This window comes from Streptomyces sp. NPDC041796, from assembly GCF_055590785.1.
In genome coordinates, this window is record NZ_JBVJAH010000006.1 from 96379 (window position 1) to 111371 (window position 14993).

18 protein-coding genes and 2 tRNA genes are annotated in these 14993 nt (G+C 71.2%); 11 read left to right on the top strand and 9 right to left on the bottom strand.

Annotated elements, in window-relative coordinates:
- Positions 1–147: 147 nt before the first annotated feature.
- From ACZ6C1_RS13540 to ACZ6C1_RS13570, 7 genes are all read left to right on the top strand, one after another.
- Complete coding sequence (locus ACZ6C1_RS13540; protein ID WP_469240534.1) at positions 148–678, top strand: tRNA adenosine deaminase-associated protein; 531 nt, start codon at positions 148–150, stop codon at positions 676–678.
- A gap of 65 nt (positions 679–743) precedes the next feature.
- Positions 744–1172, top strand: a complete 429-nt coding sequence (tadA, locus tag ACZ6C1_RS13545; protein ID WP_469240537.1) for a tRNA adenosine(34) deaminase TadA — start codon at positions 744–746, stop codon at positions 1170–1172.
- A gap of 65 nt (positions 1173–1237) precedes the next feature.
- Positions 1238–1322, top strand: a tRNA-Ser gene (locus ACZ6C1_RS13550).
- Between the two features lie 197 nt (positions 1323–1519).
- Positions 1520–1684, top strand: coding sequence for a hypothetical protein (locus ACZ6C1_RS13555; RefSeq protein ID WP_469240539.1), 165 nt, complete (start codon positions 1520–1522; stop codon positions 1682–1684).
- 9 nt (positions 1685–1693) lie between these two features.
- Positions 1694–1987 carry a Dabb family protein gene (locus ACZ6C1_RS13560; RefSeq protein WP_469240540.1) on the top strand — a complete coding sequence of 98 codons (294 nt, stop codon included), beginning with the start codon at positions 1694–1696 and terminating at the stop codon, positions 1985–1987.
- Positions 1988–2214: 227 nt separating this feature from the next.
- Positions 2215–3021: an RNA polymerase sigma factor SigF gene (locus ACZ6C1_RS13565; RefSeq protein ID WP_064069837.1), complete on the top strand. Its 807-nt coding sequence runs from the start codon at positions 2215–2217 to the stop codon at positions 3019–3021.
- Between the two features lie 233 nt (positions 3022–3254).
- Positions 3255–4169 carry an RNA polymerase sigma factor SigF gene (locus ACZ6C1_RS13570; RefSeq protein WP_469240542.1) on the top strand — a complete coding sequence of 305 codons (915 nt, stop codon included), beginning with the start codon at positions 3255–3257 and terminating at the stop codon, positions 4167–4169.
- Positions 4170–4180: 11 nt separating this feature from the next.
- On the opposite strand, the gene ACZ6C1_RS13575 is transcribed toward ACZ6C1_RS13570, so the two are convergent.
- Positions 4181–4660: a hypothetical protein gene (locus tag ACZ6C1_RS13575; RefSeq protein ID WP_469240544.1), complete on the bottom strand. Its 480-nt coding sequence runs from the start codon at positions 4658–4660 to the stop codon at positions 4181–4183.
- Here ACZ6C1_RS13575 and ACZ6C1_RS13580 point away from each other — a divergent pair.
- Positions 4659–4952 carry a hypothetical protein gene (locus tag ACZ6C1_RS13580; protein ID WP_469240546.1) on the top strand — a complete coding sequence of 98 codons (294 nt, stop codon included), beginning with the start codon at positions 4659–4661 and terminating at the stop codon, positions 4950–4952. The two genes, ACZ6C1_RS13575 and ACZ6C1_RS13580, sit on opposite strands and share 2 nt — an antisense overlap.
- Positions 4953–4971: 19 nt before the next feature.
- Here ACZ6C1_RS13580 and ACZ6C1_RS13585 read toward each other — a convergent pair whose 3' ends face one another.
- Positions 4972–5172 carry a hypothetical protein gene (locus tag ACZ6C1_RS13585; RefSeq protein WP_469240548.1) on the bottom strand — a complete coding sequence of 67 codons (201 nt, stop codon included), beginning with the start codon at positions 5170–5172 and terminating at the stop codon, positions 4972–4974.
- Between the two features lie 146 nt (positions 5173–5318).
- Between ACZ6C1_RS13585 and ACZ6C1_RS13590 the strand changes: the two genes are divergently transcribed.
- The 3 genes from ACZ6C1_RS13590 (at position 5319) to ACZ6C1_RS13600 (ending at position 9121) form a co-directional block, all read left to right on the top strand.
- Positions 5319–5852, top strand: coding sequence for a MarR family winged helix-turn-helix transcriptional regulator (locus ACZ6C1_RS13590; protein ID WP_469240550.1), 534 nt, complete (start codon positions 5319–5321; stop codon positions 5850–5852).
- 13 nt (positions 5853–5865) lie between these two features.
- Positions 5866–8196: an MFS transporter gene (locus ACZ6C1_RS13595; RefSeq protein ID WP_469241207.1), complete on the top strand. Its 2331-nt coding sequence runs from the start codon at positions 5866–5868 to the stop codon at positions 8194–8196.
- Positions 8197–8305: 109 nt separating this feature from the next.
- Complete coding sequence (locus ACZ6C1_RS13600; protein ID WP_469240552.1) at positions 8306–9121, top strand: YceI family protein; 816 nt, start codon at positions 8306–8308, stop codon at positions 9119–9121.
- A 61-nt stretch (positions 9122–9182) separates the two neighbouring features.
- Here the strand turns inward: ACZ6C1_RS13600 and ACZ6C1_RS13605 are convergent, their stop codons facing one another.
- From ACZ6C1_RS13605 to ACZ6C1_RS13635, 7 genes are all read right to left on the bottom strand, one after another.
- Positions 9183–9956 (bottom strand): TetR/AcrR family transcriptional regulator, encoded by a 774-nt coding sequence (locus ACZ6C1_RS13605; protein WP_469240554.1) that lies wholly within the window; start codon positions 9954–9956, stop codon positions 9183–9185.
- Positions 9957–9985: 29 nt separating this feature from the next.
- The gene (locus ACZ6C1_RS13610) at positions 9986–11491 is read right to left on the bottom strand and encodes an MFS transporter (RefSeq protein WP_469240556.1); all 1506 of its coding nucleotides are present in this window, start codon (positions 11489–11491) and stop codon (positions 9986–9988) included.
- Between the two features lie 214 nt (positions 11492–11705).
- Complete coding sequence (locus tag ACZ6C1_RS13615; RefSeq protein WP_469240558.1) at positions 11706–12443, bottom strand: response regulator transcription factor; 738 nt, start codon at positions 12441–12443, stop codon at positions 11706–11708.
- Positions 12444–12495: 52 nt separating this feature from the next.
- Positions 12496–13386 carry an amidohydrolase family protein gene (locus tag ACZ6C1_RS13620; RefSeq protein WP_469240560.1) on the bottom strand — a complete coding sequence of 297 codons (891 nt, stop codon included), beginning with the start codon at positions 13384–13386 and terminating at the stop codon, positions 12496–12498.
- Positions 13373–13708, bottom strand: coding sequence for an antibiotic biosynthesis monooxygenase family protein (locus ACZ6C1_RS13625; protein ID WP_469240562.1), 336 nt, complete (start codon positions 13706–13708; stop codon positions 13373–13375). Before ACZ6C1_RS13625 ends, ACZ6C1_RS13620 begins: the two co-directional genes overlap by 14 nt.
- 78 nt (positions 13709–13786) lie before the next feature.
- Positions 13787–14647 carry a DUF2797 domain-containing protein gene (locus ACZ6C1_RS13630; RefSeq protein WP_469240564.1) on the bottom strand — a complete coding sequence of 287 codons (861 nt, stop codon included), beginning with the start codon at positions 14645–14647 and terminating at the stop codon, positions 13787–13789.
- Positions 14648–14757: 110 nt separating this feature from the next.
- Positions 14758–14830: transfer RNA gene (locus tag ACZ6C1_RS13635), tRNA-Arg, on the bottom strand.
- Positions 14831–14993 lie beyond the last annotated feature (163 nt).

Consider the following 14993-nt stretch of genomic DNA (forward strand, 5'->3'; position numbering starts at 1 on the left):
GACCGGGCATCGGACTCAGACTGGTGCACGACGCAAGAGCGGAACGCCTCTCCTCAGGGCCTCGCATCTGCCACGATGCCGAGTGGGCGGGGCATTGAAGGAGCGTGCCGCCCGATCGTCACACCTCTGATCAGTGGGAGAGTCACGGTGTACTTCGCCGCACTGCTCGCGCGCACCGAAGACGGGTGGGAAGCGAGCGACACAGAGCTCGACGATGTGGAGACCTTGTCGGATCTGACCGAGCTGGCCCGTGATGCCTCGGTGGACGACGACACAGTGATCGTCTTCATCGAGCAGGAGGACGCATGGTTCGGCATCGTCCGCGTGGAGGGTGAGGACGACCCTCGGATCTATGTCTCCGACGGAGCGGCCGCCGCCCGCTCCTCGTACGGGGAGATCCTCACCAAGGAACTGCTGGGCGACGACCAGGAGGACGACGGCCCCGACCTGGACGCGCTGGACCTCGACGGCACCGAGGACGGGGAGCCGGTCGAGGACGACGAGGAGGAGGAATCGGCGGTGGCGGCCGAGGCCGTGCCCGCGGCGCCGGTCGGCGACCGGCTGATCCTGGCCGACCTGGGCCTGACCGAGAAGGAACTGCTGACACTCGACACCGACGCGCTGTCCGAGATCGCGGACGCGCTCGGCGCCGCGGAGGTGCTGGAGGCCGTCCGCTAGTGCGTCCGGCACCGACATCCACACCCACCGCACCCGACCCCGTGCGGGAACCGTGGCGGGCGTCCATGCGCCGCGCCATGGAGGAGGCCGAGCGAGCCGCGCGGGCCGGCGATGTGCCGGTCGGCGCGCTCGTGCTGTCCCCGGACGGCTCGGTGCTCGCCACCGGTCACAACGAACGCGAGGTGACGGGCGATCCGACCGCGCACGCCGAGGTGCTGGCGCTGCGCCGGGCGGCCGAGGCGTACGGGGAGTGGCGGCTGACGGGCTGCACGCTCGTCGTCACGCTGGAGCCGTGCGTGATGTGCGCGGGCGCGCTCGTGCAGTCCCGGGTGGACCGGCTGGTCTTCGGGGCGCTGGACGAGAAGGCGGGTGCGGTCGGTTCGCTGTGGGATCTCGTACGGGACCGTCGGCTCAACCATCGGCCCGAGGTGATCCAGGGAGTGCTGGCGGAGGAGTGCGCCGCGCTCCTCACCCGCTTCTTCCGTGACCGTTGACCCGCCGGCGCCCCGCCCGGCAATGGATTTCTTCGAAGCGGCCCCTTTGGGCTAAGCTCTCTCTCGGTAGCGTGTCCGAGCGGCCGAAGGAGCTCGCCTCGAAAGCGAGTGTGGCGCAAGTCACCGAGGGTTCAAATCCCTCCGCTACCGCTCTTGTGTGAAGGGCCCCGACGCTTCGGCGTCGGGGCCCTTCGCGTTCCGTGGGGGCGAGGGGGACCGGTTCGCTCGCCCTGTCACGGAGGGACCGGCAAAAGGCCCCGGTGGGGAGGACCTTGGTCCGTGAGCGCTCGGTTAGACTCACCCGACCGCCGAGGGGATCGCAGGGGAGAGACGGGGAGACCGGGTCGATGGTGCAGGCCAAGAAGATCACGCTGTACGTCGTCGTCGTCTTCGTGCTGTACACGATCATCACCTCCCCGGCGCGTGCCGCCGACCTCGTGCAGGTAGGGTTCGAGGGCATTTCGAGCGCCGCGCAGGGCGTCGGCGACTTCATGACCGAGCTCGTCAACTAGGAGTCCGCCGTGATCCGCCACCTGGTCCTGCTGAAGCTGAACGACGGGGTGCGGCGCGACGAGCCGCGCGTCGCCGAGGCCGTGAAGGCGTTCGAGGAGCTCGGCGGGCTCATTCCGGAGCTGGAGTTCTGGGAGTGCGCCTGGAACATCACCGACCGGGACATCGCCTACGACTTCGCCATCAACTCGGCGGTCGCGGACAAGGACGCACTGAAGCGGTACATCGAGCACCCGGCCCACCAGGCCGCCGCCGGTCTGTGGCGCGAGTTCGCCACATGGGTGATCGCCGACTACGAGTTCTAGACCCGCGCGCCGCTCCCGGCGCTTCCCGGATGTGAGCCCCGCACCCCACCGGTGCGGGGCTTTTCGCGTCTGCGCGGCGACAACACGACGTTATCAGGTGCTTGCACACAGTGGACATGTCTTGTGATGCTATGACCGCTTTTGACGGATGAGTTGACCGTAATTGACCGAGAAAACGACCACGAAGGGGTGGCGTGAACGTGCCGGCCAGTACGACGCCTCAACAGGTGCCACCCCAGAACGAGCCGGAGGCCCGCACCGCGGCACAGGGACGGGCCGCGGACACCCGAGCGCTCACCCAGGTGCTGTTCGGTCAGCTCAAGACCCTGGAGCCCGGCACACCGGAACACACCCGGGTGCGCGGGGCGCTCATCGAGGCGAACCTCCCCCTGGTGCGCTACGCCGCCGCCCGCTTCCGCTCCCGCAACGAGCCGATGGAGGACGTCGTCCAGGTCGGCACGATCGGGCTGATCAACGCGATCGACCGGTTCGACCCGGACCGGGGGGTGCAGTTCCCGACCTTCGCGATGCCGACCGTCGTCGGGGAGATCAAACGGTACTTCCGTGACAACGTGCGCACCGTCCACGTACCGCGCCGGCTGCACGAGCTGTGGGTACAGGTCAACGGCGCGACGGAGGACCTGACGACGGCTCACGGGCGCTCGCCCACCACCGCCGAGATCGCCGAGCGGCTGAAGATCTCCGAGGACGAGGTGCTGTCCTGCATCGAGGCGGGCCGTTCCTACCACGCGACCTCACTGGAGGCCGCTCAGGAGGGCGACGGCATGCCGGGCCTGCTGGACCGGCTCGGGTACGAGGACCCGGCGCTGGCCGGGGTCGAACACCGGGACCTCGTACGGCACCTGCTCGTCCAGCTGCCCGAACGGGAGCAGCGGATCCTGATGCTGCGGTACTACAGCAATCTGACCCAGTCCCAGATCAGCCAGGAACTGGGCGTCTCACAAATGCACGTGTCAAGGCTCCTGGCCCGGAGCTTCGCCCGGCTGAGGTCCGCAAATCGAATCGATGCGTAACCTGATCGGGTAGACCCGTTCAGCCCAGGATCAGGGGCCCAAATGCCCCACACCCCTAGTTTCCTGCGCATACTTGCCGCATTCTTGTCGACAAGTCACTACAGCGCGTTGCCGACATGTGACATTCTGCTGGAACCGCGTTTGCCGCAGTCTCGGCTCCGGTATTCAGGTGGAGGCTGCGTTCCTCCGATGGTCGCGGCCCACGCGACCGTCCGCGACCTCAAGGGGGTGGCATGTCCGCAGAACAGGGCAGCTCGAAGGTGCTCACGCTCACGCCCGTGCCGGCGTCCGTGCCCGCACCGGAGTCCGTACCGGTGCCCGTACCCGCGCAGAGCGGTCCCGCAGCGGCTCCCGACACCGTGTCGTCGGGGTCCGAAGCCATCGACACCCGCACTCTGTCCCGCTCCCTGTTCCTGCGGCTCGCCGCCCTGGACGCCGAAGGTGTGGACGGCCCGGAGCGTACGTACGTACGCGACACGCTCATCGAGCTCAACCTGCCCCTCGTGCGGTACGCCGCCGCCCGCTTCCGCTCGCGCAACGAGCCGATGGAGGACATCGTCCAGGTCGGCACCATCGGCCTGATCAAGGCGATCGACCGGTTCGACTGCGAACGGGGCGTGGAATTCCCGACGTTCGCGATGCCGACGGTGGTCGGCGAGATCAAGCGGTTCTTCCGCGACACCTCGTGGTCGGTGCGCGTGCCGCGTCGGCTCCAGGAACTGCGCCTGGCGCTGACCAAGGCGAGCGACGAGCTCGCGCAGAAGCTGGACCGCTCGCCGACCGTTCCCGAACTCGCCGCCGTGCTGGGCGTGTCGGAGGACGACGTGGTGGACGGTCTCGCGGTCGGCAACGCGTACACGGCGTCGTCGCTCGACTCGCCCTCCCCCGAGGACGACGGCGGCGAGGGCTCGCTGGCGGACCGCCTGGGGTACGAGGACAGCGCCCTGGAGGGTGTCGAGTACCGGGAGTCGCTCAAGCCGCTCCTCGCCAAACTCCCGCCCCGCGAGCGGCAGATCATCATGCTGCGGTTCTTCGCCAACATGACGCAGTCCCAGATCGGCGAGGAGGTCGGCATCTCCCAGATGCACGTCTCGCGGTTGCTGACCCGGACCCTGGCACAGCTCCGGGACGGGCTCATCTCCGACTGACGCGCACCCCTTTATAACTGACGGTTCGTCAGCCACACTGGCGCGATGAAGCGTCGACTGGGTCGGGTGGCGGTGGCGCTCTGCTTGGGCGGGGCGCTCACCGCGTGCGGGAACGGCGCCGGGGAAGGCCGCGTGGCGACCGGAGCGGTCGGCCCCGGTGGCTCGGGACGGCCGGTCCCGCCGTCGGGCGAGGTCGTGCTCGTACCGCTGGACGGCCGTGGACCGTCCGGTACGGGGACGAGGGCGCCGTCCGGGCCGCCCGTACGGCCGCAGCCACCGTCGTCACCGTCGTCGTCACCGCCGTCGTTCGCGACCCCGCCCGGATCACCACCCCGGGCGCCCGCCGCTCCGGCGCCCGCGTCGCCCGCCCCGTCCTCGCCCCCGGTGTCGTCCTCGGCGTCGCCCTCGAAGCCGCCCCGACCACAGCCGCCCCAGGAACCCCAGCAGCCGGTGCCCGGCACCACGTCGCCGCCGCGCCCCGCCGCGCTCATGGTCGGCGAACCGCTCCGGGCCGCCACGGACCGGCGCTGGTGCGAGAAGGTGACCGTGCGGTTCCGCAACACCGGCGGCTCACCGGTGCGTTCGGGCACCGCCACCTTCGCGACGCACATCATCGGGGCGCTCGGCGTCGACTGGGCGACCGTCGAGTCGGCTCAGCCGCTGCCCGCGCCGATCGCGGCGGGCACGACGAGGACCGAGACGTACACGGTGTGCGTGGCCGCCTGGCGGGTGCCGCTGGGCATGCGTGTCGAGACCCAGGACGTCACCGCGTCCTGGACCTGAACGGAAATGAACGGACCGATCAGCCGAGCGCGAGCCAGGCGACCGCGGCGACGATCACGAGGACCGCGACGACGCCGGCGATCAGGCCGGCCTTCGGGCCCGACTGGGCCGCCACCTGCTGCTGCCGCTGCGGCGTGCCCTCGTCGACGAAGGCGCGGAACATCTGCGTGCTGCCCGCCGGGTCGTAGTTGCCGTCGGGGCCCTGGGGGTTGTGTGCCATGGGCCAGGACCCTAGCGAACCTGGTCCCCCCACCCAACCCTCGCCTTCCTTTGCCAGGACTTTAGCCGCCTTCGCCCCTTTTTAGTTTGCCTGTAGCAACCAACAGCTTCTATGGTTGCCCTAAGCAACAAGATGCGGGGGTGGCCATGGCCGAGCGGAGTCAGTACGAGGAACTGGCCCGGCAGCTCAGCGCCATCGGCGCCGTCAAGCGCGGACTCTCCCGGGCCCTGCCCGCCGAGTGCCCCGGCGGATCGGCGGCCGTCCTGTCCCTCCTCGCCCACCACGACGACATGCGGATGAGCCGGCTCGCCGAGCTGCTCGCCGTCGACATGTCGGTGACCAGCCGCCATGTCGCGCACGTCGTGGAACGCGGCTGGGTCGAGCGGCTGCCCGACCCGGACGACAGGCGCTCCCGCATCCTGCGGCTGACCCCGGCGGGCCAGGACCTGCTCGACGACCTCGGCCGCCGGAGCGCGGACATGTTCGCCCGCACCCTCAAGGACTGGTCCGACGACGACGTCGGACAGCTCACCGCACTGCTCGCCCGGCTCCGCGACTCCTTCGGCGACTGCCGGGCGCACGCCACCCGTACACCCGAACACGTACGTACCGACACAAAGGAAGTTCATGGCTACGACCACACCGGCCGGTGTGCGGGGCGGCCACGCCAGGACCCATGACGATGGCGCGCCGATGACGCACCGGCAGATCATGGAGGCGCTCTCCGGGCTGCTGCTCGGGATGTTCGTCGCCATCCTGTCCTCGACGATCGTCTCCAACGCCCTCCCCGAGATCATCACCGACCTCGGCGGCGGCCAGAGCGCCTACACCTGGGTCGTGACCGCCTCGCTGCTCGCGATGACGGCGACCACCCCGCTGTGGGGCAAACTCGCGGACCTCTTCTCCAAGAAGCTGCTGGTCCAGGTCTCCCTGGTCATCTACGTACTCGGCTCGGTCGTCGCAGGTCTCTCCCAGAACGCCGGCACGCTCATCGCCTGCCGTGTCGTCCAGGGCATCGGCGTCGGTGGCCTGTCCGCCCTCGCCCAGATCGTGATGGCCGCGATGATCTCCCCGCGTGAGCGCGGCCGTTACAGCGGCTACCTCGGCGCCACCTTCGCCGTCGCCACCGTCGGCGGCCCGCTGCTCGGCGGCGTCATCACCGACACCGACTGGCTCGGCTGGCGCTGGTGCTTCTACGTCGGCGTCCCCTTCGCGGTGATCGCGCTGATCGTGCTGCAGAAGACCCTGAAACTTCCGGTGGTCAAACGGCAGGTCAAGGTCGACTGGTCGGGCGCGTTCCTCATCAGCGCGGCGGTCTCGCTGCTGCTGGTCTGGGTCACCTTCGCCGGCGACAAGTACGACTGGCTGTCGTGGCAGACGTACACCATGGTCGGCGGCTCGGTCGCGCTCGGCGCGCTGTTCCTGCTCGTGGAGTCGAGGGCGAGCGAGCCGATCATCCCGCTGCGGCTGTTCCGCAACCGCACCATCACGCTCGCCTCGGTCGCGTCGCTCTTCGTCGGCGTCGCGATGTTCGCGGGCACCGTCTTCTTCAGCCAGTACTTCCAGCTTGCGCGCGACAAGTCGCCGACGATGTCCGGCGTCATGACCATCCCGATGATCGGCGGGCTGTTCCTGTCCTCCACGGTCAGCGGCCAGGTCATCACCAGGACCGGCCGCTGGAAGGCGTGGCTGGTCAGCGGTGGCGTGCTGGTCACGGCGGGCCTCGGCCTGCTGGGGACCATCCGGTACGACACGGAGTACTGGCACATCGCGGTCTTCATGGCCGTCCTCGGTCTGGGCCTCGGCATGATGATGCAGAACCTGGTGCTGTGCACCCAGAACCAGGTCGACCCCTCCGACCTCGGCGCCGCGTCCTCCGTCGTCACCTTCTTCCGGTCCCTGGGCGGTGCCATCGGCGTCTCGGCGCTCGGCGCGGTCATGGCCAACCGGGTCACCCACTACGTCCAGGACGGCCTCGCCGACCTGGGCCCGCGGGGCGCGGCCCTCGGCCACGGCGGTACCGGCGGCGGGGGCATCCCCGACCTGGACGCGCTGCCCGCCCCGATCCGTACGGTCATGGAGACGGCGTACGGGCACGGTGTGGCCGACGTCTTCCTCTACTCCGCCCCCTTCGCCCTGCTCGCCTTCCTCGTGACGCTGTTCATCAAGGAGGTCGCCCTGAAGAGCAACTCCGAGCCGGAGCCCGAGGCCGCCGCCGAAACGGCGCCGGAGACGCCCCGCGCCACGGCGCCCGCGAACGGCACCCCCGTCCACGGCACCGTCCGTACCGCGGAGGGCACCCCCGTGGCCCGGGCGGCGGTCACGCTGATCTCGCTCGCCGGACGGCAGCTCGGCCGCGCGGTGGCGCAGGCCGACGGCGGTTACGCGCTGGACGCGCCCGGCCCGGGCTCGTACGTCCTGATCGCCTCGGCCGACGGCTTCCAGCCCCAGGCGTCCACGGTCGTCGTGGGCGAGGAGGCGCTGGCGTACGACATCCTCCTGTCCGGTACGAGCGGCCTCGTCGGCACCGTACGGGCCGCCGAGGGCGGGGAGCCCGTCGAGGGCGCGATGGTGATCGTCACGGATGTGCGCGGTGACGTGCTCGCCAATGGGGTGACCACCCAGGACGGCACCTTCGCCTTCGCCGAGCTGGTGCCGGGCACCGTCACCGTGGCGGTGAACGCCGAGGGCCACCGGCCGCTCGCCCTGCCGGTCGAGATCGGCGGCCAGGGCGTCACCCGGGTGGAGGCGCTCCTGCGGTCCGGCGCCCGGCTGCGCGGCACGGTACGCGCCGGGGCGGACCGCCACCCGCTGGCGGACGCGCGGGTGACGCTGGTCGACGCGGCCGGGAACGTCGTCGCGACGGCGACCACCGGCGAGGACGGCGCCTACGCGTTCGCCGACCTCGACGCGGGCGAGTACACGGTCATCGCGACCGGCTACCCGCCGGTGGCGGGCGCCCTGACGGTGGCCGGGCACGGACTCGACGACCACGACATCGAGCTCGCCCACCCCGGCGAGTAGACCCGAGACCCCCGGCCGCACACCGAGCGGAGGCGGCGGCCGGGCAGGGGGCGGCAGGCAGGGGACGGCCTGCCGCCCCCCTTCATCCGGTACGAGGAGAGAAACGGGAATGGGACTTCGCGCACACGTACGCACCCGCGACGGCTGGGCCGTCCAGCACGCCGTGGTGACCGTCACCGACATGACCGGCGCGCAGGTGCTGCGGGCCGAGGCCGGCCCCGAGGGCGTCGTCGTCGCGGACGTGCCCCTCGCCCCCGGCCCGTACACGGTGATCGTGACGGCGGTCGGGTACGCCCCGGTGGCGTCCACCGCGCTGGTGACGGCGAGCGGCCGGGCAGACGTGGGCACGGTCGTCCTGGCACGGGCGGGAGGTGCCGAACTCCCGCCGCCGGGCGCCTGGTCGGTGGACCCGGCGCACTCGTCCGTGGGTGCGGTCGCCCAGCACCTGGGCATCTCCAGCGTGCACGGCCGGTTCACCGAGTTCGGTGGCCGGATCGAGATCGCCGAGGACGTCGCCCGCTCGCGGGTGGACGCCGTGATAGCGGCCGCGTCCGTCGACACGGGCAACGCGCTGCGGGACAAGCACCTGAAGTCGCCCGACTTCCTGGACGTCGACGCCCACCCGGAGATCACCTACCGCAGCCACGGCCTGAGCCCCGCGGGCCCCGACCGCTGGACCGTGCACGGCGCCCTGTCCCTCCACGGTGTCGTGCGTGACGTCGACCTCGACCTCACCTACCTGGGCACGGGCCCGGACCCCTGGGGCGGGGTGCGCGCCGCCTTCCGGGCGACGGCGGAGCTGCGGCGGGAGGACTTCGCCATGAACTACAACCAGGTCGTGCGGGCGGGGATCTCGGCGATCGGTACGACGCTGAGGGTGGAGCTGGACATCCAGGCCGTGCGGGGGGAGCTCCCGCAGGCCTAGGCAGGGCCTGGACAAGGCCCGGACAGGGGCCTGGACAAGGCCGGGGCACGCTCGGCCCGCCCTAGGTCATCGCCTCGATGCCGGCGATCAGCACCTTCAGCGCGAACTCGAAGTCCCGCTCGCGCATCTCCTCCACCGTGTCGCCGCCGCGGGCCTCCATCAGCTCCGTGGCGCGCCGGAACTCCTTCTCGTACCCGGGCTGTTCGTAGATCGTGGCCATCGCCTCGCGGAAGTACTCGTCCTGGCTCATGCCCGCGCCGGCGCACCGCTGGATGAACTGGCCCTCGATCGTGCCGAACCCGTACACGAACTGGAAGACCGCCTGCGTCGCGCCCGTCTGGGCGTGCGCGGGCAGGCCGGTGTTGCCGATGACCCGCTGGACGCACCGCACGAACGCCATCGAGTGGGGCCCGATGTTGAGGAACCGGCCGATCAGCGGCGACACCCACGGGTGGCGGACCAGCAGGGCGCGGTAGCCGGAGGCCAGGGCGCGGAGCTGGAGGCGCCAGTCCTCATCGGTGGCCGGGTCGGGGACGTCCAGCTCCCCGAACACCGCGTCGATCGCGAGCTCCAGGAGATCGTCCTTGGTGTCGACGTACCAGTAGACCGACATCGCCGTGACGTTCAGCTCCGCCGCCAGCCGCCGCATGGAGAACTTGGCCAGGCCCTCGGCGTCCAGCAGCCGGACCGCCGCCGCCGTGATGCGGTCCCGGTCGAGGCCGGACGGCTGCTCCGCCCTGCGCCCGGCCCGCCGTGACTTGTCGCCGTCGCCCCGCAGCCACACGCTGGAGTGCGCCGGGCGCTGGGCGTCGCGGCGATCGGCTGCCGACACCATGGGCCTCCTCCTCGTTCCTGGCCCCGATGCTATGCCCGCCGTCCCTCCGCGCGCCGCAGCAGCAGCGCCGCCAGCAGGCCACCCGCCAGGACCGCCACCGCGCCGACGAGCTGGCTGGTCTCCAGACCGGAGGCGAACGCGTCGGAGATCCGGGCCTTCTCGGCCGGCCCGTCGGCCGCCGCGAGCGCGGCGGGCAGGGAGGCCGCCGACACGGAGACGAGCGCCGCGAAGCGGGAGTTGAGCACGGCACCGAGGACGGCGACGCCGAGCCCGTTGCCGAACTCCGCGAGCGTGCCGTTGATCCCCGCGCCCACGCCCGCCTTCTCCGGCGGGATCGCGCTCATGATGGCGTTGGCCATGGCGGGCATGGACAGCGAGACGCCCGCGCCCATGACGACGAGTCCGAGCAGCATGCCGCCGTACCCGTGCGCCCCGCCGAGGACGGCGATCGCGGCGAGACCGGCGGCGACCAGGGCCATGCCGGTCGCGATGGTCCACGGCGTACCCAGCTTGGGCAGCAGCCGGGCGCCGACGCCGGTGAGGTTCAGCACGACGACGGTGAGGGCGAGCGGCGCGGTGCGCAGACCCGCGTCGAGCGGGCCGTACCCGAGCACGAACTGCAGGTGCTGGGTGAGCAGGAAGAGCGAACCGGTCATGCCGAAGGCGACCAGGATGGCCCCCGCGACGGCACCGACGAACCGCTGGTTGCGGAAGAAGTGCATGTCGAGCATGGGATACGGGGTGCGCAGCTCCCAGAGCGCGAAGGCGGCGAGGACGGCGACGCCGAGCGCGGCGGGGACGAGGACCTGGCCGGACGTCCAGCCGTGGTCGGGCCCGGAGATGATCGCGTACACGACCGCCGTCATACCGATCGTGGACAGCACGGCACCGACGAGGTCGGGCCGGTCGCCCTGCTTGTGCCGGGACTCCGGTACGAGGGCGGCGACGGCGCCCAGACCGATGACCGCGACCGGGATGTTGATCAGGAAGATCGCGCCCCACCAGAAGTGGTCGAGCATGAACCCGCCGAGCAGCGGGCCGGCCGCGAAGCCGAGCGAGCTGACCGTGGACCACAGGGCGATGGCCTTGACGCGTTCGGTGTCGTCGAAGATCTGGACGACGACGGCGAGGGTCGTGGTCATCAGCAGCGCCCCGCCGACGCCCATGCCCGCGCGGGCGGTGATCAACTGGGCGGAGGACTGGGCGAGTCCGGCGGCCAGCGAGCCGAGGCCGAACAGGGCGAGGCCGGTGATCAGCATCTTCTTGCGGCCGTAGCGGTCGGCGGCGTTGCCGGCGGTGAGGAGCAGGCCGGACTGGACGAGCGAGTAGGCGTTGATCATCCACTGGATGTCGGCCGTGGAGGCGTCGAGTTCCTTGGTGAGGGAGGGGATCGCGACGCTGAGGACGGTGTTGTCGAGCAGCACGGTGAGCTGGGCGAGGCAGATCACGCCGAGGATCAGCCAGCGCTGCGGGTGGCCGCCGCCGAGCGCTGCGGCGGAGGGCTTCCGGTCGTTCCCGGCGGTGGTCGCCGTCATGCGGCAGGCTCCTTGTACGGTGTATGGGAGGTGGTCCCGTACACCGTACAAGGCTGAGTCATACGCTGTATAACGTTTTTTGGCGGGCGCCGCCTCGCCCAGCGCCGTGCTGCTGAGCGCCGCCTCGCTCATCGCCGTCCTGGGGAGCGCCGCTTCGCTCACCGCCCTCTTGCTCGGCGCCCTCTTGCCGACCGCCCTCTTGCTCGGCGGCGCATCACACGCCGGGCTTGATCAGGTACCCCACGCCCCGCCGGGTGTGGATCATGGGTGCCCGGCCGGCGTCGATCTTCCGCCGTAGGTACGAGATGTACAGCTCGACGACATTCGCCCGCCCGCCGAAGTCGTAGCTCCACACCCGGTCGAGGATCTGCGCCTTGCTGAGCACCCGCCGGGGATTGCGCATCAGGAACCGCAGCAACTCGAACTCGGTGGCGGTCAGGTGGATCCCGTCCCCGCCCCGCGACACCTCATGACTGTCCTCGTCGAGCACCAGGTCACCCACCACCAGCAGCGATTCGCCGCGCCCCGCCGCGGCCCCCGACCGCCGGATCAGCCCGCGCAGCCGCGCCACGACCTCCTCCAGGCCGAACGGCTTGGTGACGTAGTCGCCCCCGCCCGCCGTCAGCCCCGCGATCCGGTCCTCCACCGCGTCCTTCGCGGTGAGGAACAGCACGGGCACGCCGGGCAGTTCGCGCCGCAGCCCACCGAGCAGCACCGGCCCGTCCATGTCGGGCAGCATCATGTCCAGCACCACGACGTCCGGCCGGAAGTCCCGCGCCGAACGCACCGCCCCGGCGCCGTCGCCGGCACTGCGCACCTCCCACCCCTCGTACCGCAGCGCCATGGACAGCAGCTCGGTGAGCGCGTCCTCGTGGTCCACGACGAGCACCCGGACGGCACTCCCGTCGGGCCTGAGCATTTCGGTGCGCCCCTGGGGCGAGGAGACGGTCATGCCCCGACGATCACGCACCCCGCTGAAAGGAACCTTTCGCCTTTCTGTGAATTCACTGAGAAAGCAGCCCGAACAGCCGGGCCCCGTTCCCGTGACACACCGCCCGCAGCCAGTCGTCCCCCAGCCCGAGCCGCTCCAGCGCCTCCAGCTGGTGCGGATAGCCGTACGGGATGTTCGGGAAGTCGCTCCCCAGCAGGATCCGGTCCCCCAGCTCCAGCAGCCTTCCCCGCTCCTGGACGGGGAACGGCGCCAGGCGCTCGCTGAAGTCGGTGAACGCCATCGTCGTGTCCAGCCGCACCTCCCCGTACCGCTCGGCGAGGTCGAGGAAGTCGGCGTACTCGGGCATCCCCATGTGCGCGACGACCAGCCGCAACCGCGGATGCCGGGCGAGCAGCCGCGCGACCGGCTCGGGGCCGGTGTGCTTGCCGGGTGCCGGCCCCGAACCGCAGTGGATCACGATCGGTACGCCGGCCTCGGCGAGCAGCCCCCAGGCGCCGTCCAGCAGCGGGTCGTTCGGGTCGTACGCGCCGACCTGGAGATGCGCCTTGAACACCCGCGCGCCCCCGTCGACCGCCTCCCCCACGTACCGCTCCACACCCTCCTCCGGGAACAGCGTCGCCGTCCGCAGGCACCCCTCGACCCGCTCCGCGAACGTGGCCGCCCAGCCGTTGAGCCACTCCGCCATCCCGGCCTTGTGCGGATAGATCATCGAGGTGAACCGGACCACCCCGAACTCCCGCAGCAGCTCGACCCGTCGGTCCTCCTCCTCGCGGTACGTGATGGGCCACGGCATCCCGGTCAGCGGCCCGACGGCGTCGAAGTACGCCCACACCTTCCGCAGCACCCGCTCCGGCATGAAGTGCGTGTGCACGTCCACCAGCCCGGGGAGCCCGAGCCGCTCCTGGAACGCCCTGACACGCCGCGCCTCGTCACCCGCGGTCAAAGCCGTAGCTCCGCTCGACCCTGCCGACGTGCACGCTGTACCGCTCGTACCAGTCCGCCCGCCCACGCCGCATCGCGTCCTGGTGCTCGGCGTTCGCCCGCCAGGCGGCGATGGACTCCTCGTCCCTGAAGTACCCGACGGTGATGCCGACGCCGCCGGGCGTACGGGCGGACTCGTACCCGAGGAAGCCCGGTACGTCCCGCACGAGCTGCTCCATGCGCTCGGCGGTCTCCGCGTACCCGTGGTCCTCCTCGGCGCGTACGGAGGTGAACACGACGGTGTAGTAGGGCGGCTCGATGCCACCCACGAGTTGATCGCTCATGCGGCTCACCTTCCGCCGGGCCCCGGCGGGGTGTCCAGGTCTCCGGGCGATCGGGATCCGAGTCTTTACCCTCGGGTGCTAGAAGAGCCCGCCCTGCACGCCGTCGGGCACGGCGGCCACCGGAACCGTGAGACCGCCCTCGCCGCCCCGGATCAGCCCCCATCCGGTCATGAGCCGCGTGTCCAGCACGATCCGGCGACCGTCCGGCGCCACGAGGTGAAGATCCGGTCCGGCGGCGGCGACGACCGTACCCACCACGCCCCCACCGTCCACCAGCTCCCGCACCACCCCGTCGACACGGTCCACCCGGTCCAGTCCGAAGACCCCGACGTGGTCGACGACCCGCAGGTCCAGCGGCTCCAGCGTGTCCGCCCAGCCGGGCACCTGCACGGCCCGCCGGTACAACGCCGCCACCTCCGCCGCCCGCTCCGGTCCACCCGGGAGCCCCACCCGGGCGACCCGCTTCGCGGCGTACGGGATCCGGTCGGGAACGCCCAGCGCCGTACCGAGCACCTCCTCGGTCCGCCGCGCCGCCATCAGCGGCCCGCGCCCCAGCCAGCCGTACGCGACCGCTCCCTGCTCCCGCAACCGGGCGTCACCGCGTTCCTCGGCCGTGATCCCCACCTTGACCATGCCGGCGCCGAACCAGGCGAGGTACACCCGGAAGACCCTGGGGTCGTCCGCCACACCGTCCGCCGCCACGGACCCCACCCGGTCCAGCCGCGCACACTCCGCGCACCGCCCCCCGGTACTGCGCCCAGCCACGACGGCCTCCACCGGACAAGGGTTCCCTCGCGCCCCACCGCACCGCCGCTCCCCCACCACCCGGAAGCCGATCTCCCGCCCGTACACCAGCGGACTGACCCGTCCGCCCTCCCACACCAGCCCGGCCCCGCCCCCACCACCCGGCCACCGCAGCCCGCTGCACCGCCACACCATGACGGCAACCGTAAGGCGCCCGAGCTCCCCCGCCGCGACACCGGCCACTGCCCGCCCACCCCGACAACGCCAGAGGCCCCGGACTTTCGTCCGGGGCCTCTGGCTTGTTGTGCACTCGGCAGGATTCGAACCTGCAACCTTCTGATCCGTAGTCAGATGCTCTATCCGTTAAGCTACGAGTGCTTGTGCTTCCCGGGCTTTTCTGCCCGGTCGGCGTTGCGGGAACAACATTACATGACCTGCGCCGTCACGCGAAATCCATTAGCCGCACCCCCTCTGACCTGGGCAAATACCCAACAGGGGGCTGTCGGGGGCCCCGTGCGGGGGTCGCCCGGACGGGTGGGGG